The sequence below is a fragment of the Streptococcus sp. genome, assembly GCF_041802885.1.
GTDB lineage: Bacteria > Bacillota > Bacilli > Lactobacillales > Streptococcaceae > Streptococcus.
On sequence record NZ_JBHCHN010000057.1, the window covers coordinates 1 to 17,009 of the forward strand.

Annotated in this window: 20 protein-coding genes, 1 CRISPR repeat array and 1 riboswitch; of the genes, 13 read left to right on the forward strand and 7 right to left on the reverse strand. The window is 48.2% G+C overall.

What is annotated here, in order from left to right; genetic code table 11:
• Positions 1–21: 21 nt before the first annotated feature.
• Positions 22–512: direct repeats of the CRISPR family, unit length 32 nt; unit sequence GTCGCACCCTTCGCGGGTGCGTGGATTGAAAT.
• Between the two features lie 10 nt (positions 513–522).
• The 3 genes from ACEYCN_RS07355 to ACEYCN_RS07365 form a co-directional block, all read right to left on the reverse strand.
• Complete coding sequence (locus ACEYCN_RS07355) at positions 523–702, reverse strand: hypothetical protein (RefSeq protein WP_373713642.1); 180 nt, start codon at positions 700–702, stop codon at positions 523–525.
• Positions 703–846: 144 nt separating this feature from the next.
• Positions 847–949: riboswitch (SAM riboswitch) on the reverse strand.
• Positions 950–994: 45 nt separating this feature from the next.
• Positions 995–1,852: a metallophosphoesterase gene (locus tag ACEYCN_RS07360; protein WP_373713643.1), complete on the reverse strand. Its 858-nt coding sequence runs from the start codon at positions 1,850–1,852 to the stop codon at positions 995–997.
• A gap of 53 nt (positions 1,853–1,905) precedes the next feature.
• Entirely contained in the window at positions 1,906–2,295 is a 390-nt protein-coding gene (locus tag ACEYCN_RS07365) for a hypothetical protein (RefSeq protein WP_373713644.1), read from the reverse strand.
• Between the two features lie 119 nt (positions 2,296–2,414).
• Here ACEYCN_RS07365 and ACEYCN_RS07370 point away from each other — a divergent pair, with 119 nt between their 5' ends.
• The 7 genes from ACEYCN_RS07370 to ACEYCN_RS07400 all read left to right on the forward strand — a co-directional run bounded on the left by ACEYCN_RS07370 (position 2,415) and on the right by ACEYCN_RS07400 (position 7,947).
• On the forward strand, positions 2,415–3,488 hold the full coding sequence (locus tag ACEYCN_RS07370) for an MmcQ/YjbR family DNA-binding protein (RefSeq protein ID WP_373713645.1): 1,074 nt from the start codon (positions 2,415–2,417) through the stop codon (positions 3,486–3,488).
• 71 nt (positions 3,489–3,559) lie between these two features.
• A complete protein-coding gene (gene rsmD, locus ACEYCN_RS07375) occupies positions 3,560–4,099 on the forward strand; it encodes a 16S rRNA (guanine(966)-N(2))-methyltransferase RsmD (protein WP_373713646.1) in 540 nt (179 codons plus the stop codon).
• Positions 4,089–4,577, forward strand: a complete 489-nt coding sequence (coaD, locus tag ACEYCN_RS07380; RefSeq protein ID WP_373713647.1) for a pantetheine-phosphate adenylyltransferase — start codon at positions 4,089–4,091, stop codon at positions 4,575–4,577. The genes rsmD and coaD overlap by 11 nt, the downstream gene beginning before the upstream one ends.
• The gene (locus tag ACEYCN_RS07385) at positions 4,564–5,613 is read left to right on the forward strand and encodes a SepM family pheromone-processing serine protease (protein WP_373713648.1); all 1,050 of its coding nucleotides are present in this window, start codon (positions 4,564–4,566) and stop codon (positions 5,611–5,613) included. Before coaD ends, ACEYCN_RS07385 begins: the two co-directional genes overlap by 14 nt.
• Positions 5,614–5,732: 119 nt before the next feature.
• Positions 5,733–6,305: a YutD family protein gene (locus tag ACEYCN_RS07390; protein ID WP_373713649.1), complete on the forward strand. Its 573-nt coding sequence runs from the start codon at positions 5,733–5,735 to the stop codon at positions 6,303–6,305.
• Positions 6,306–6,307: 2 nt separating this feature from the next.
• Positions 6,308–7,429 carry a 23S rRNA (adenine(2503)-C(2))-methyltransferase RlmN gene (gene rlmN / locus ACEYCN_RS07395; protein WP_373713650.1) on the forward strand — a complete coding sequence of 374 codons (1,122 nt, stop codon included), beginning with the start codon at positions 6,308–6,310 and terminating at the stop codon, positions 7,427–7,429.
• The gene (locus ACEYCN_RS07400) at positions 7,426–7,947 is read left to right on the forward strand and encodes a VanZ family protein (RefSeq protein WP_373713651.1); all 522 of its coding nucleotides are present in this window, start codon (positions 7,426–7,428) and stop codon (positions 7,945–7,947) included. The genes rlmN and ACEYCN_RS07400 overlap by 4 nt, the downstream gene beginning before the upstream one ends.
• Before the next feature lies 1 nt (position 7,948).
• Here ACEYCN_RS07400 and ACEYCN_RS07405 read toward each other — a convergent pair whose 3' ends face one another.
• The 4 genes from ACEYCN_RS07405 to ACEYCN_RS07420 form a co-directional block, all read right to left on the reverse strand.
• Positions 7,949–8,518 carry a GNAT family N-acetyltransferase gene (locus ACEYCN_RS07405; protein WP_373713652.1) on the reverse strand — a complete coding sequence of 190 codons (570 nt, stop codon included), beginning with the start codon at positions 8,516–8,518 and terminating at the stop codon, positions 7,949–7,951.
• 237 nt (positions 8,519–8,755) lie between these two features.
• A complete protein-coding gene (gene nadE / locus ACEYCN_RS07410) occupies positions 8,756–9,580 on the reverse strand; it encodes an ammonia-dependent NAD(+) synthetase (protein WP_373713653.1) in 825 nt (274 codons plus the stop codon).
• Positions 9,580–11,037 (reverse strand): nicotinate phosphoribosyltransferase, encoded by a 1,458-nt coding sequence (locus tag ACEYCN_RS07415; RefSeq protein ID WP_373713654.1) that lies wholly within the window; start codon positions 11,035–11,037, stop codon positions 9,580–9,582. The genes nadE and ACEYCN_RS07415 overlap by 1 nt, the downstream gene beginning before the upstream one ends.
• A gap of 99 nt (positions 11,038–11,136) precedes the next feature.
• Positions 11,137–11,799, reverse strand: a complete 663-nt coding sequence (locus tag ACEYCN_RS07420) for an A24 family peptidase (RefSeq protein WP_373713655.1) — start codon at positions 11,797–11,799, stop codon at positions 11,137–11,139.
• Between the two features lie 89 nt (positions 11,800–11,888).
• Here ACEYCN_RS07420 and ACEYCN_RS07425 point away from each other — a divergent pair, with 89 nt between their 5' ends.
• The 6 genes from ACEYCN_RS07425 to ACEYCN_RS07450 all read left to right on the forward strand — a co-directional run bounded on the left by ACEYCN_RS07425 (position 11,889) and on the right by ACEYCN_RS07450 (position 16,888).
• The gene (locus ACEYCN_RS07425; protein WP_373713656.1) at positions 11,889–12,818 is read left to right on the forward strand and encodes a TIGR01212 family radical SAM protein; all 930 of its coding nucleotides are present in this window, start codon (positions 11,889–11,891) and stop codon (positions 12,816–12,818) included.
• Positions 12,819–12,889: 71 nt separating this feature from the next.
• The gene (locus tag ACEYCN_RS07430; RefSeq protein WP_373713657.1) at positions 12,890–13,363 is read left to right on the forward strand and encodes a hypothetical protein; all 474 of its coding nucleotides are present in this window, start codon (positions 12,890–12,892) and stop codon (positions 13,361–13,363) included.
• Positions 13,364–13,372: 9 nt separating this feature from the next.
• On the forward strand, positions 13,373–14,029 hold the full coding sequence (locus ACEYCN_RS07435) for a YdcF family protein (RefSeq protein ID WP_373713658.1): 657 nt from the start codon (positions 13,373–13,375) through the stop codon (positions 14,027–14,029).
• Positions 14,026–14,580, forward strand: coding sequence for a class I SAM-dependent methyltransferase (locus tag ACEYCN_RS07440; protein WP_373713659.1), 555 nt, complete (start codon positions 14,026–14,028; stop codon positions 14,578–14,580). The genes ACEYCN_RS07435 and ACEYCN_RS07440 overlap by 4 nt, the downstream gene beginning before the upstream one ends.
• Positions 14,577–14,843 (forward strand): hypothetical protein, encoded by a 267-nt coding sequence (locus tag ACEYCN_RS07445; protein ID WP_373713660.1) that lies wholly within the window; start codon positions 14,577–14,579, stop codon positions 14,841–14,843. The genes ACEYCN_RS07440 and ACEYCN_RS07445 overlap by 4 nt, the downstream gene beginning before the upstream one ends.
• Positions 14,844–14,845: 2 nt before the next feature.
• The gene (locus ACEYCN_RS07450; protein WP_373713661.1) at positions 14,846–16,888 is read left to right on the forward strand and encodes a cation:proton antiporter; all 2,043 of its coding nucleotides are present in this window, start codon (positions 14,846–14,848) and stop codon (positions 16,886–16,888) included.
• Positions 16,889–17,009 lie beyond the last annotated feature (121 nt).

Sequence of the window (17,009 nt, forward strand, 5' to 3'; positions counted from 1 at the left end):
GTAGTTGTTAACATTGATACCGTCGCACCCTTCGCGGGTGCGTGGATTGAAATAATGGGCCAATCAAGGTCAGAATGACATTCTACGTCGCACCCTTCGCGGGTGCGTGGATTGAAATTTTTTGAAATTTTTTTGACAACTCTAAAATATCTTGTCGCACCCTTCGCGGGTGCGTGGATTGAAATGGACGATGCAAGGAGGCAATCTTGAGCCGAAAATGTCGCACCCTTCGCGGGTGCGTGGATTGAAATTTGCTGGGCAGAAGTGGCCAAGACTAGTGTTAAGTCGCACCCTTCGCGGGTGCGTGGATTGAAATTAGCCATAATAGAAGCCATAACACAGGCAGAGTTGTCGCACCCTTCGCGGGTGCGTGGATTGAAATTCCTGCCGAAGCCCTCCAAGCGTTTATTACAGGGTCGCACCCTTCGCGGGTGCGTGGATTGAAATTTGATTGATAAAGATTTCTGATGACTTATATGCGTCGCACCCTTCGGAGGTGCCTGTATTGAAATATCCGATAGGTTACTTTACCCTCTCTCTCCTCAAACATTCCCTCACTTTTTGCAGATTTATTGGTTCTCGTTTGGCGATCTCTTCTAATCTGTCTTGAGGGATAGTTTTATAGATGATGCGGTAGATTGGTTCGTTTATTGTGATTTGAGCGATGGCATTGTGTACTTGTTTAGCGGTTTTATAAGTCATGTGATTTCTCCTTTTATGATTTTCTGAGTGTGTTGTTTGATGTTCATCGTGTTTATTGGTTCATAGCAGGACCTCCTTTCTATTTTTTTAAAAAGAAAAGCCTGACTCGTAGAGTAAGGCGCGCATGGTGGTTGTCTGTTTATGGACTTATCTTTCAAGCGTGCACTTGTTGGATGAAGCACCGTGCCTAGTGGTCGGTTGCTGAAGCTTCATAGGGCCAATTCCCTCCACTTACTCTCAATAAGCTATTCTTTTTACTAATGATATCACAAATGTTAATTTTGGTAATGGCCTACCCCACCTCAAACAGGGTCATAGATCCGAGGAGTTCGTCTTTGAACTTCTCTTTTTTGTGGGCCAGGTAGTGGGGGTTGTTTTTGATCAGGTTGAAGCGTTTGGAGAGGTTCCAGGTCTGGCTGGGGTTGAGGTGAGGGTTTTGGTTGACAAAGTCGATGGTCAGGTCCCACTCACGCTGGTAGCCAAGGGGTCTTGCATGGTAGCGGACACCCTCAATTTCGACTGTGCCATAGGAGCGGTGGGCGTGGCCAAAGACCACATCGGGAATCTGATAGCGGACAAAGAGCTCATGAAAGGCCTGACTGCCCAGAAAGGCGTTGAAAGGGGCAAACTTCTCATGCCACATGGTAAAGCGGCGGTGGGGGACAAAGTGCATGGCCAGGATCAGCCGGTCTGAGTCAAGGGTCTGCAGGTGGCGCTCTAAAAGCTCAAGTTCCCTCTCCACGATTTCTTGGTCGCTTTTTCTTCGGTTCAAACGGCGGTCAAACCAGAGGTTTTTCCGCCTTAGAATCCTATCGTATGCCTCGTCAGAAAAGGAATAGTCATACCAGCCGTGAAAGGCCAGGAGCTGGCGCTGTCCAATATCCAGAAGCTGAAAATTCTCCGCCTCAATCTGAGCCTCATCCAGCCCCAGCATATCATGATTGCCCAGATTGTAGCTGACATCCAGGTGCTGGCGGACTTGTTCCAGAAAAGGCAGACTGGCCTGTTCGTGGTGGTTGGAAGTATCCCCTGCCAAGTGGAGGTGAACCACCTCTTTTTCCTTGAGTGTCTGGATGAGGGTGTCGATTTCGGCCTGCCCAAATTGATTGCTGTCGATATGCAGGTCGCTCATAATAGCCAATTTTTTCATGACTTTATTATACAGGAAAGGGTACAAAAAAACAGTCCGGAGGACTGTTTTGTTTAAGGTTGGTTGATTTTGCTGAGTTTGTACTGCGGAAAAAAGAAAGTCGCGATAAGAAAGGCAAATGCTAAAAATGATACAAGGATGGAAGGCATGGTCGAGAAGTGTCGCAATAGGGTGCTTGTGAAGAGCAAACCGAGAGCAACCACAAAAAAAGTGGTGTAAGTTGGATTGGTTTCAATGAGGACTTGATCCCCATCTTTTACTTCCAGATTACTGGAACGAATAGACTTAATGGTCAAAATAGCTGCATTGCCTTCTGGAAGTGGTATATCCAAGAAGTCGGTTTTGGAGCTGGCGATCCTTGTCACTTCAACTCCATTGATAAAGACTTTTAGACGGGAAGCAAAACCGAGCCATCCAGTATTTCTGGTTACACTGATTTTCATGTAAATCTCCTTAAATATTTTTTGTTTACTATTATAGCAAGGTCTTTGGAAATCGTCAAAATCCAAGCAGGATTATGGTAAAATAAGAAGAAGTGAGTGAGAAGGAGGAGAAGGGTTTGTTGGACCAGGAGGTATTTCGGAAGAAAAGAGTGCGATTGGAGAAGCTGGAAACGGCAGGTTTTATCTATTCTGAAGGGCAGTACCTGTATCATGAGCAGATTTTGGATGGGGATTTTGAAGTGCGGGTCCAGATTGATGAGAATGGACTGGTTTCTTCCCAGGTCATCGATATGGATTTGGAGGAGGAATACAGGGCTGTTCAGGTTCCGACTGCAAGGGGAAGCTTTGTGGGTCAGGTCAGAGAGGCTTATCTGGCCGTCCTTGAAAATCTGGCTGCGACCTGCTTTGAAGCTCTGCCTTTTGCCAAAGACCAGACCAACCGTCTAGCCCGGAAAATCGAAAGGGAGTGGGGCGACCCTTATGACCGGCCTTTTGACAAGTATGGGGACATCGTCTCCTATCGAATCGGAGGGAAATGGTATGCCTTGATTCTCCCCCTCAAGTTGGGGCAGTTGGGGGTGACGGGCTCTGAGGCGGAAAAAGCGGTGGAGGTGGTCAATCTCAAGGTTGATCCAGCAGATATGGAGGGCTTGCTGGCTCTACCGGGGGTCTATCCAAGCTACCACATGTCTAAGAAAAGCTGGATTTCGCTGGTTCTGGGGGATGCTTTGCCAGATGGGAAGGTATGGGAGCTGGTGGCTAGGAGCCGTCACTTGGCCAATCCAAATCCATTGGCCAATGATGCTGGGCCTGATTTTTGGGTCATTCCAGCCAATCCCAAGGTCTATGACATTGATAGCGAGTTTGCGGAGACAAAGGTTGTTTACTGGACACAAAAGGGAAAGATCAGAAAAGGTGACTTGGTAGCCATGTATATCACGGCCCCTGTTCAGGCCATTCGCTATGTCTGCCGCTGTCTGGAGGCGGAACTGGACAATACCCTTTATCCAGATGAGCCCCATGTCAAAAAACTGATGAAAGTAGAGCTTTTGGCCCAGTTTTCGGATGACCTTCTTCCTCGAGAGAGGATGATGGCATTGGGGGTCCGTGCGGTTCGGGGGCCAAGGCGGATGACCAAGGAATTGAGGGAGGCAGTGAAGCAGGAACTGCGAAGACTCACGGATTCTAAGTAGCAGGACATTGGTCAGCTTTCAGCCGTAGCTGGCCCCTTTCATTTTTCAAAAAATCTGCTATAATAACAGCTATGAGAGTTGTTTCTGGAAACTATGGCGGTCGTCCGCTCAAGACCTTGGATGGGAAAACCACGAGGCCGACTTCTGATAAGGTGCGGGGCGCCATTTTTAATATGATTGGACCCTACTTTGAGGGAGGCCGGGTTCTGGACCTCTTTGCTGGGAGCGGTGGTCTATCTATCGAGGCAGTGTCTCGGGGGATGGAGTCAGCTGTTCTGGTAGAGCGGGACCGCAAGGCCCAGGCCGTTATTCGGGAAAATATCAGCATGACCAAGGAAGCGGACAAGTTCCAGCTGCTGGCCATGGAAGCCAATCAGGCTCTTAGTCAGTTGACAGGGACTTTTGATGTGGTATTTCTGGATCCGCCCTATGCCAAGGAAGAAATCATAAACAATATCCAGCAGCTCTGCCAGAGAAAGCTCCTAGCGGAGGATGTCATGGTGGTCTGCGAAACGGACAAGGCGGTGGATTTGCCAGAAGAGATTGCGGACCTGGGCATCTGGAAGCAAAAAGTCTACGGAATCAGTAAGGTGACGGTATATGTCAGATAGAATTGGATTGTTTACAGGGTCTTTTGACCCCATCACGCTGGGTCATTTGGACCTGATTAAGCGGGCCAGTGGTCTCTTTGATCATCTCTATGTGGGGCTTTTCTACAATCCTCACAAGGTGGGGCTTTTGGATATCGAGGCCCGCCAGCGGATTTTGGAGGAGCTCTTTGCAGAGGAGGACAGGATATCCGTCCTGGTCTCAAGCAATGAGCTGGTCGTCGATGTGGCTAGGCGGGTCCAGGCCACTCATCTGATTCGGGGCCTGCGCAATGGTCAGGACTTGGAATATGAGTCCAGTTTTGACTTCTACAATCGGGAATTGGCCCCAGAAATGGAGACCATTTATCTCTTGGCCAAACCAGAGTTCAAGTTCATTTCATCTAGCCAGGTAAGGGAATTGATTCATTTCCAGCAGGATATCAGCAAGTATGTTCCCCAGGCTGTCATAAAGGAGTTAGCATCACGTGAAAATACATAAAAAAATTATTCTTATTCTCAGCATTATTTTGGCGACAGCAGCCGTATGGGCGGCGGTACTGATTCCTCTGCCCTACTATATCGAAAGTCCTGGCGGGGCAACGGACATCCGTCATGTGCTGACGGTCAATGGTCAGGAAGACAAGGAATCAGGTTCTTATAATTTTGTTTATGTTCAGGTTCGTCAGGCGACGGCTCTTCAACTCTTGGCAGCTAAGTTTGACAAGCATTCGGACATCTACACGGATGAGGAGATGACTGGAGGTTCTTCCAGTGAGGACTACTTCCGTATCAGTCAGTTTTACATGGAAACCTCTCAAAACCTGGCCAAATACCAAGGTTTGAGCCTGGCTGGTAAGCAGGTCAGTATGGATTTCTTTGGAGTCTATGTCCTCAGTCTTGCCAAGGATTCGACCTTTAAGGGTATCCTCAATGTGGCAGACACAGTGACTAGCATCAATGGTAAAACCTTTCAAAGTTCGGCAGAATTGATTGATTATGTCAGTGGTCTTAAACTGGGCAGTGATGTGACCGTAGGCTACGAAAGTCTTGGTGAAAACCTGACAGCAGATGGTCAAATTATCAAACTGGATAATGGAAAAAATGGAATTGGGATTGGCTTGGTTGACCATACTGAGGTCAAGACAGATGTCCCCATTGAATTTCAAACAGCTGGAATCGGTGGACCAAGTGCGGGGCTGATGTTTACCCTGTCCATCTATACCCAGTTGGCGGACCCAACTTTGCGGGCCGGACGAGATATTGCAGGGACTGGTACTATTGAGCAAGATGGCTCTGTCGGAGATATCGGTGGAGTGGATAAGAAGGTCATCTCAGCAGCCAAGGCCGGTTCGACCATCTTTTTCGCCCCCAACAACCCAGTTGATAAGGAAGTCTTAAAGGCTAATCCCAAAGCGCTCAGTAATTATGATGAAGCGGTCAAAACGGTTAAGGAAGAAGGCTTGGACATCGAAGTTGTTCCCGTGACCAATGTCAAGGAGGCCATTGCCTACCTGGAGAAGACGAAGGAAAAATAAGCCTTCGTTTTTTTGTGGGCGGAAATTGTCAGAAATTTATTAGATTGAGTTCTAGCATGGTAAAAAGAGATGAAATAAGGTATAATTAGTGGGTTAGAGACTATTAGAAGAGGAACTGTATGAAGAAAGACATTTCTCCAGAATTATACAATTACAACAAATTTCCTGGGCCGGCCTTTGCTCGAGTAGGGGACAAGGTAGTGTCTGAAAATATCGAACTGAACCTGCTCCTAGACCATAAGGGGGCCTTTGACCAGACGGCCTTTGGTCAGCGTTTTTCCCAAATCATGCTCAAGTTTGATTATATCGTGGGGGATTGGGGCAATGAACAGCTCCGTTTGAAGGGATTTTACAAGGATGATAAGCCAGTGGCTTCTGATCTGAAGATTGGCCGCTTGGATGATTACCTGCTGGAGTTCTGCAATTTTGGCTGCGCCTATTTTGTTTTGGGCAATGAGAACCCGCAGGATTTGCCAGCAGAGCCTGAGGACAAGCCACGCCGCAGACGCAACCGCTCCCGCAACAACCGCAAGCCGCAAGAAAACCGTAATGGCAACAAGCAGGGCAAGCAGGCTTCCCATAACCAGAAGCAGCAGAAGCAGGAACGGCAAAAACGCCAAGATAAGAAGAAAGTCAACCGCGAAATCCAGGAAGCTAAGCGTGGCTTTGTGATTCGTCAGAAACAGAGGTAAATATGAAACCATCCATTTATGGACTAACCCGCCAGGCCCTTGAAGATTGGGTCCTTGAACAGGGAGAAAAGAAATTCCGTGCCACTCAGATCTGGGAGTGGCTCTATCGCAGTCGGGTCCAATCCTTTGAGGAAATGACCAACCTTTCCAAGTCCTTTATCGAAAGGCTTAATGAGGCCTTTGTCCTCAATCCTTTGCAGCAGCGGATTGTGCAAGAATCCAAGGACGGGACAGTCAAGTACCTCTTTGAATTGCCAGATGGGATGCTGATTGAGACGGTGCTCATGCGTCAGCACTATGGTTTATCAGTCTGTGTCACCACCCAGGTTGGCTGCAACATTGGCTGTACCTTCTGTGCATCTGGTTTGATTCCCAAGCAGCGGGACCTGACCAGCGGAGAAATCGTGGCCCAAATCATGCTGGTGCAGAAGTATTTTGATGAGCGAGATCAGGGTGAGCGGGTCAGCCACATCGTGGTCATGGGAATCGGTGAGCCCCTGGACAATTATGACAATGTCATGACCTTCCTGCGGGTGGTCAATGATGACAAGGGATTGGCCATTGGGGCCCGTCATATCACCGTTTCGACCTCTGGTTTGGCACCGAAGATTGGTGATTTTGCCAGAGAAGGGGTGCAGGTTAATCTGGCTGTTTCCCTGCATGCGCCAAACAATGATTTGCGCTCCAGCATCATGCGGATTAACCGAAAGTATCCGATTGAGGTCCTTTTTGAGGCCATTGAAGATTACATCCAGACCACCAACCGCCGTGTGACCTTTGAGTACATCATGCTCAACGAGGTCAATGACGGGGTGGAGCAGGCTCAGGAGTTGGCAGACCTGACCAAGAACATCCGCAAGCTCTCCTACATCAACTTGATTCCCTACAATCCTGTCTCAGAGCATGACCAGTATAGCCGCTCGACACCAGAGCGAGTGGCGGCCTTTTATGACCGTCTTAAGAAAAACGGAGTTAACTGTGTGGTTCGGCAGGAACACGGGACCGATATTGATGCGGCCTGCGGTCAGCTGCGCTCCAATACCCTGAAACGGGATCGGGCCGCGGCGCGTGCCCGCATTGCGGCGGCCAAGGCCAAGGCAGGAATTGAGGACCGTCGAGCATGATCAAAGCCTTCCTTCAAAAGAATGGAGAACTCACTCCCCTTGGACGAAGATGGGCAAAAATAATGGCTGGAGCCTATGCTCTGGCCATTGTTTGCATGTGCTTTCTGCCCCAGTCCTGGTATCCCCAGTACAAGGATTTTGAGACCCCAGGCATTGTCCAAATCGGCCGGCTCTACCTCCTGCCCACCCCCTTCAACAGCATTATCAACGGCGACAAGGTGGACAGCCTCTACGAACTCTGGCTCATTATCCTGCAAAACCTGACCAATATTTTTCTGCTCTACCCTCTGGTCTTGGCCTTTCTTTTTCTCTCTGAAAAATGGCGGAGCTTTCGAGCAGTAATGAGGTATAGTTTTTATCTCAGCCTCTTTATCGAGTGTACCCAGCTCCTCCTGGATCTCCTCATCAATGCTGAGCGGGTCTTTGAAGTGGACGACCTCTGGACCAATACCTTGGGCGGTGTTTTGGCTTATGGGACATATCTGTTCATCAAAAAATGGACACACAAAAAGGACTGATTCAGTCCTTTTTATCGTCTAAAAAATCACTTTTCAAAATAGCATAAGCTACCACATCCACTAATTGCCCTTTGAGATTGACGGCTTGGCGGAAGGTTCCTTCATATTTCATACCAGCCTTTTTCATGACACGGCCAGAGGCTGGATTTTCTATCGCGTGGACAGCTGTAATCCGATTGACTCCTACCTCTTGAAAGAGAAAGGCGATAACTGTTTGCAAGGCTTCGGTCATCAGCCCCTGTCCCCAATAGTCTTGACTGAGGATATAACCTAGTTCGCAGGCTTGTGCGGATTGATTTATTTCAATCACGCTGATATCCCCAATTACCTTATCAGGTTGTTCCTTAAAGGCAATAACCCAGTGGAGAAAGTCTGGTTTTTCATAACTGGTCACCCATTCTGTTAGAAGCTGTTGGGTAAAATTCACACTTTCATGTGGAGGCCAGGTAACGTAGGTGACATTTTCTGGTTGAGAAGCCCAGTTGTCAAACATAGCCTGCGCATCGTCGAGAACATAGGGGCGCAGTAAGAGTCGTTCGCTTTCTAGGACTTTTGTACCAATAGGATTCATAGGCTTTCTCCATGTCAACATATTAGAAGATGAAGGTCTCCAAGACTTACCTCGCTTTCGAATTTCAAGGCTCGGCTATCTTATGGTCACTTTCATATTTCAAGGTGACCAGCTGAAAGGGTCTATTCCCAGACCTACCTCGCTTTTGAATTTCTAGGCTCGGGATAAAAAGGTCCACCCGGACCTACCTCGCTTTCGAATTTCAAGGCTCGGGATAAAAAGGTCCCCCGGACCTTTTTATTTCCAAAAATCATCAAAGATGGTGATGGGGAGGTGGCGTTTGTGTTGGCCTTTGTACCACCAGCTTTCGATGGTTTCTTGGGCTTGAGCAGGGACGCTTTTTCCTTCCAGGTAGTCATCAATCTCGGTGTAGGTGACGCCGAGGGCGACTTCATCAGCCAGGCCTGGTCGATTTTCTTCCAAATCGGCAGTTGGCACCTTCTCATAAAGGGCTGGGTCTGCACCCAGGACGGCCAGGAGTTGCTTGCCTTGGCGCTTGTTGAGTCGGAAGAGGGGAAGGATATCCGCTGCCCCATCTCCAAACTTGGTGAAGAAGCCAGTGATATTTTCAGCTGCATGGTCGGTTCCGATGACGGCACCGGCATGTTGGGCTGCGATGGCATATTGGGTAATCATGCGCTGTCTGGCCTTGATATTGCCCTTGTTGAAGTCGGTTATGATGACACCAGCCTTCTCTAGTTCGGCTACTTGGCCTTCAACTGCGGGCTTGATGTTGACGGTGAGGCGAATGTCCGGTTGGATAAAATCAAGGGCTCGTTGGGCATCAGCTTCGTCAGCTTGAATGCCATAAGGCAAGCGGACAGCGATAAATTGATAATCAGCGTCCCCTATATCTGCTCGGAGTTCCTCCATGGCCAGTTGGGCCAGTCGGCCAGCCAGGGTAGAGTCTTGACCGCCTGAAATTCCTAGAACATAGGTTTTAAGAAAGGGGTGCTTGAGCATATAGCTCTTGAGAAAGTCAATGCTTTTGCGAATTTCTTCCTGGGGGTCTATGAGGGGCTTGACTCCCTCATAGGCGATAATTTCTTCTTGTAGGGTCATTATTTTACTCCTTTGGCTAGGGCTTCCTTGCGGATGCGGTCAATCAGAGCCATCTTGTTGTCCCAAACATCCTTGGCCAAATCAACTGGGTAGTCCTGCGGATTGAGGATGCGCTTGTATTCATCCCAGAGCTTGTCGATTTCTTTTCTGGCATAGGCTTGAATCTCGGTCAGACTCGGCAGCTCGTAGACCAGTTTTCCTTTGTCAAAAATGTCCACCAAGAGTGGAACGGCATCAAAGTCCTTGACGGTTTTGTTGATGTAGGTATAGGTTGGATGGAACATGAAAATTTCATCCATGTCATTGACATTGGTATCGGTGAAGGTGATGTAGTCCCCTTCTGACTTGCCCTTTTCCCGGCTGGTGATGCGCCAAACCTGCTTTTTGCCCGGTGTAGATACTTTTTCGGCATTGTTGGACAGTTTGATGGTATCGACCATCTGGCCTTGGTCATCTTCAATGGACACAATCTTATAAACTGCTCCCAGAGCTGGCTGGTCATAGGCGGTAATCAGCTTGGTGCCCACTCCCCAGACATCAATTTTTGCCTTCTGCATTTTGAGGTTGAGGATGGTTGCTTCATCCAGGTCATTGGAGGCATAGATTTTAGCATCTGGGAAGCCCGCATCATCCAACTGTTGACGGACTTTTTTAGACAGATAGGCCAGGTCCCCAGAGTCCAGGCGGACACCGAGGAAGTTGATCTTGTCACCCATCTCCTTGGCCACCTTGATGGCAGTCGGCACCCCAATACGGAGGGTATCGTAGGTATCTACCAGGAAAACGCAATCCTTATGGGTGCTGGCATAGGCCTTGAAGGCATCGTAATCATTGCCATAGGCCTGAACCAGGGCATGGGCATGGGTACCCGAAACAGGGATACCAAAAATCTTTCCAGCTCGGACGTTAGAAGTAGCATTGGCTCCGCCAACAATGGCTGCCCGTGTTCCCCAGATGGCGGCGTCCATCTCTTGGGCCCGGCGGCTACCAAACTCCAAGAGGGGCTCATCTTCAATAACTGCTCGAATCCGAGAAGCCTTGGTCGCAATCAGGGTTTGGAAATTGACGATATTGAGCAGGGCAGTTTCCACCAGCTGGCACTGGGCTAGAGGGCCTTCAATCTGGACGATGGGTTCGTTAGCAAAGACCAAATCTCCTTCGCGGGCAGATTTGACGGTCAATTCCAATTTTAAATCACGCAGGTAGGCCAGGAAGGTCTCGTTATAGCCCAGGTCTCGTAAATAGGCCAGATCTGTCTCAGTGAAGCGGAGCTCCTGAAGGTACTTGACAATGCGCTCCAGTCCAGCAAAAACGGCATAGCCATTGCTGAAAGGGACCTTTCGGAAATAGACTTCAAATACAGCTTTTTTATTGTGAATGCCTTGTTCAAAATAGACCTGCATCATATTGATTTGGTAGAGGTCTGTGTGTAGGGTCAAACTATCATCTGGATACATAAGCGCTCTCCTTTATAATGAGATTATTATAGCATAAAAATGACAGAAGTTATAGGTTTCACATGCTAAGACCCCGTGAGGATTCACGGGGTCGTTTGTTTAAAAGACAAAAGAAACCAGAGGCAGGTAGCAGATCAAGCCGAGGAGTAGGAAGGGGATGAAGGGGATGGGCTGGGATTTTTGCTGGAAAAGGGCGGCAAAGAGAATGCCCATAAAGGAGCTGATTTGGATGACCCAGAGCAGGTCGGTGACAGAGAAGACCAGGGCAATGAGGGCCATGTAGAGAAAGTCGCCTGAGCCCATCTTGAGGGGGAAGATTTCGGCCAGGATAGCTAAAAGGAGAAAGAGGAAAAAGGGGAGATTGAAGCCTAGGAGGGCTAGGACCAGGCCTGCAAAGACTAGCCAGACCATGAGGGGGTACTCTCGGTGCTTGATGTCATAGATGGCTAAGACCAGCCCAGCCAAGACCAGCAGAAACTGGGAGAGACTGAGGCTACCAGACTCCAAAAGGAGCACTAGGATCCCTGTCAGGCTTTCAAAAAGGGCATACCAGATGGGAATCTTGGACTGGCAGTAGCCGCAGCGTGACTTGCGCCAAATCTGGGAAAGAACCGGAATCAAGTCCCAGGCCTTGAGTTGTTTTTTGCAGTGGTTGCAGTGGCTGGCTGGGAAGATGATGGATTCTTGAGGGAAACGGTCGATGACCAGACCCAGAAAGGATCCCAGGCTGGCTCCAAAGAAAAATAGGATTATTAGCTTCATACCTACTTATTCGCAAAAAGGGTTTGAAAAGTGGGAATCAACTGGCATTTTTCCAAAAAGGCTTCTGAAATATGCTATAATGAAGGAATATGAAACGATACAATACACTAAATGATTATTACCGAAAGGTTTTCGGGGAGAAGATTTTCAAGGTGCCCATTGATGCGGGCTTTGACTGTCCCAACAGGGACGGAACGGTGGCCAAGGGGGGGTGTACTTTTTGTACGGTGTCCGGTTCTGGTGATGCCATCGTGGCACCGGATGCGCCCATTCGGGAGCAATTTTACAAGGAAATTGACTTCATGCACCGCAAGTGGCCAGAAGTCCAGAAGTACTTGGTGTACTTTCAGAATTTTACCAATACCCATGACAGGGTGGAAGTCCTGCGGGAGCGCTACGAGCAGGCTATCAATGAGCCTGGGGTAGTGGGCATCAACATCGGGACCCGCCCAGACTGCCTGCCGGATGAGACCCTGGTCTATATCGCTGAGCTGACTGAACGGATGCATGTGACCCTGGAGCTGGGCCTGCAGACCACCTATGAAGAAACTTCTGAGCTTATCAACCGAGCCCATTCCTACCAGCTTTTTGTCGAAACGGTCCAGCGGATTCGTAAGTTGGCACCCAAGGCGGAGATCGTGGCCCATTTGATCAATGGTTTGCCTGGGGAGACCCATGAGATGATGCTGGAGAATGTTCGCCGCTGCGTGACCGACAATGATATTGACGGCATCAAACTCCACTTGCTGCATCTGATGACCAATACCCGCATGCAGAGGGATTTTCACGAAGGAAGATTGCAGCTGCTCAGTCAGGATGAGTATGTCCAGATTATCTGCGACCAGCTGGAAATCATACCTAATCACATCATCATCCACCGCATCACAGGTGATGCCCCCCGCCACATGCTGATCGGCCCCATGTGGAGCCTTAACAAATGGGAAGTTCTCAACGCCATCGATCAGGAGATGGAAAGAAGAGGGAGTGTACAAGGATGTAAAGTGGAGGAGCAACCATGATCAAACGTCCTATCCACCTCTCCCATGATTTTTTGTTTGCAGGATTCCTATAGAAAAGTAAGGAGTTGGACATGAAAGAAGTGTCAAAAACATATTTGAAAAATCGTCAAAAGGTTCTTGATTTGACAAATCAAGATATAAATTTATCACTTGAAAACGATGAACAGGTCTATATTGCAGTTTTTGATGTACCAGTTGATAGTGGAATTGTTGGTCTTCATACACAGACTTTGGCACTAGTGTTTGGCTTACATACACATATCTATTCGGGAATTGGGGAAGCTAGCACTGATTTGGAACAAGATAAGGAAGTGATGCATGCCATGCAATCAGTCTTGGTCAGTTCACATCAAGCGCTAGATAGTATGAAAAAGGTCAACGATGTCAGTTATTATGAGAGTGATTACATTAGAGTCTATTTCAAAACAAGATCCGGAATCTTTTTTAAAGAACTGAATGAGGATACTAAGATTGATCAATTCTTGAAAATGTTGATGTACCATGTCTATCAAACCATTTCAAGGAAATTTGGAACGAGTGACTAAGGGACAAACATGAAACCAATCATTTCAAAAACACCAGATGTTCCGGAATTATCGAAAGAAGAAGTGACTTTTTTGACTGAGGTTGCCTTTGGTCAGTTCATATCACCTCAAGCTTGTGATGCTCTTTTTATTTTTGGTGGTACTCATTCTGGACATTGGGAAAAGGCCATAGAAGCTTATCAGCTAGGGCTTGTAAAAGAGATTATCGTAACTGGTGGCATTAGTCCAACTGGGACACCTAATCCAGATTGGACACATGGTAAGGAGTTTACCGAGGCTGAGGTGATTGTGGAGCACTTGCTTGAAGCTGGTATTCCGCAAGAGTCAATTGTTTATGAGAATCGCTCAACCAACACTCTGGAAAATGTCCTTTTTGCCAAAGAAGTTTTTGATTTTACAACGATTCAATCGTTGCTGTTTGTCTGCAAAAGCCATGTGGCCGGTAGACAGTGTCGGACTTTAGCGAAACATTTACCAAACCATCTGAAATTTATTCCCTTTACATTTGATGCAGCCTATGAGGGAATTTTGTTATCACGTGATAACTGGATGGATACAGAAATGGGCCGTTCGCGAGTCTGGGGAGAATACCTTAGAATGATTCACTACGGTAAAAAGGGAGATATTCTAGCCCTTGACTTAGATATTGATAAGGAGCAACCATGATCAAACGTCCTATCCACCTCTCCCATGATTTTTTGGCGGAGGTTTTAGACACTGACACCCTTGCTGTGGATGCGACCATGGGCAATGGGCACGACACCCTCTTTTTGGCGCGGCGGGCTAAGTTGGTCCATGCCTTCGACGTTCAGGAGCAGGCTTTGGAAAAAACCAGCCAGCGCTTAGCCGAGGCTGGACTCACCAATGCGAGGCTGCATCTGACAGGCCACGAGCATTTAGATGAGTTTGTCAAGGAGCCCATTCGGGCAGCTATTTTCAACCTGGGCTATCTGCCTTCTGCGGATAAGTCCATCATCACCCAGCCCGAAACAACCCTTATAGCTATCGAAAAAATATTGGACCGCCTGGAAGTGGGCGGCCGCCTCTCTATCATGATTTATTATGGACATGAGGGCGGGGACATGGAAAAGGATGCGGTGCTGGCCTTCGTGAAGGCCTTGCCTCAAGAAGACTTTGCCACCATGCTCTATCAACCCCTCAACCAAATCAACACCCCGCCTTTTTTGGTCATGGTGGAGAAAACGAGAAAGGAATGACAATGGAAGCTCACGAATTGAAAGAAAAAATCCATCAGATGAGGGTCAAGTACCTGGATGGGGCTGCTTCTCATCCAGTTGACCAAGTGGTTTGTTCCGATGAAAAAAAGGCTTCAACTATCAAGAAAAAATTGGTTCATCTTGAAAGCCTGCGTTGCCAGAAGATGCGCAATGGACAGGATTTGACCGAGATTGAGACCAAGATTAAGAAGTTGAAGGACAACTTCAAGGCGCTTGAAACGGTCAAAGAGACAAGGAGGTAGGAGTGACAGTTCCCTTTCTACTGGTACTATTCTTATTTACCCTCATCCTGTCCAATATCCTTCATCGGATTTTTCCAAAAATCCCCCTGCCCCTGATTCAGATTTTGCTGGGCATTGTGACGGGCTTGCTCAATCGAGGGACCAGCTTTACCCTGGATTCCAACCTCTTCTTAGCCCTGGTCGTTGCTCCCCTTTCTTTTCGGGAGGGTCAGGAGAGCGATGTGTCCAGCCTGGTCAAGTATCGCGGCATCATCAGCTATCTGATTTTACCGACCGTCTTTGTGACCACCATCGGCTTGGGCCTTGCTGCCAACTATTTCCTGCCAGCTAGTATCTCCATGGCTGCCTGTTTCGCTCTGGGGGCAGCCTTGGGTCCGACCGATGCAGTTGCCTTTATTTCTTTGTCCAAACGCTTCGCTTTCTCCAAGCGCCTGGAAGAAATTCTCAAGATGGAAGGACTTCTCAACGATGCCAGCGGTCTGGTGGGTTTTCAGTTTGCCCTAACGGCTATGATGACTGGGGCCTTCTCTCTGGGGCAGGCCAGCCTCCAATTGGTGCTGGCTATTATAGGCGGATTTTTGGTGGGGCTCTTCTTTGCCCTTGTCAATCGGGCCCTCCTGGCCTTTTTGGACAAGATGGATGCAGCAGATGTGACAGGTGCACTTTTGCTAGAGTTATCCCTGCCCATCGTCTCCTATCTGGTGGCCAGTCTCCTAGGCGTGTCTGGTATTATTTCAGTGGTCATTGCAGGTCTATCTCAAGCCCAGCGATTGAAGCGGGTTAACCTCTTTGACGCGGAAGTGGACAGGGTGGGTCAGATTATCTGGAATACCATCAACTTCCTCCTAAATGGCTTTGTCTTCCTTGTTTTTGGTTATGAACTGACCCGAATTGTCGAGCCAGCCCTCCAAAATCCCAGTGTCAGCAATCTGCAATTATTGGGGTTGGTCCTCTTATTTACAGCCCTTCTCTTTTTCATCCGCTTTAGCATGGTTGTACTCTACCAGCTCTATCGTTTTTGGAAGAAGGGGCGAAAGGGCAGGTTTCCTTGGCGAGACAGCCTGGTCTTGACCTTTTCAGGTGTCAAGGGGACAGTCTCCATTGCCACCATTCTTCTGCTGCCTCAGTCCCTAGGGGAGTATGAGTACAGTCTCATTCTCTTTACAGCTGGTTCAGTGACCCTGCTGAGCTTTTTGACAGGGATCTTGGTCCTGCCTTTTATTGCCAAGCCCAAGCAGGAAGCAGAAGAGCTGGATTATGTCACCCTGACAGCTATCCTGACAGAAGTTTTGCTGGTGCTGGAAGAAGATTTGAAGGAGGCCGAGCAAAAATTACCCCTCTACGCTGCCATTGATACCTACAATGAGCGCATCAAGCATGTCATCCTGCTTCAGGAAAGCAAGGGTATTAAGCAAGAATTGGCCTTTCTCCAGATGATGATTTTGGAAGTGGAGAGCGATGGCCTTGAACATGCCTACCGAAAAGGGCGGGTTGGTATCGAAGAATACCGGATTTACCAGCGCTATCTCAAGTATTTGGAGAGGGGCATTGACCGTGGTTTTGTCTCAAACTTGCAGTACTTGATGCTGGTCGGACTGCGGGTCAGCCGTCGTCTCCTGCGGGAATTGGTCACCTTGGGACCAAGTTTCCGCCGTTTTCTACAGGGGCAGCCGGCCATCAAACGCCTCAGCCAAGAGAGCAAGGACCGCTTGTCAGACCTCTACCTATCCAATACGGAGCTGGTCATGGAAGGACTTGAAAACCTGGAGGGTGTCTATCACCAATCCCTCATCGAATACCTGCAAAGGACCAGATTGCAGGAGGCCCAGATTATCGAATCAGACAACTTTGTGGAACGGATGATTGCCCGCTTCAAACCAGACAATATCGATGAGATGCTTAGAGCCTACTATCTGGAGCGCAAAATCATCTCCGAATACCAAAGCCAAGGCCTCATCAGCAGCCGCTTCGCCAAACGCCTCCGCACCAATGTCAACAAACTGGAATCCTATTCCTTGAAGGAGATGGAGGAGGGGGAGGTTTAGAGAGTTGAGTGGTGGAGAATAATTTTTCTGTTCAATTTCTCAAATATTGATATAATATACAAAATGAGTTATTATTTAAAAAATAAGTTGACAAGGATGAATGATATGTTACAATCCATAA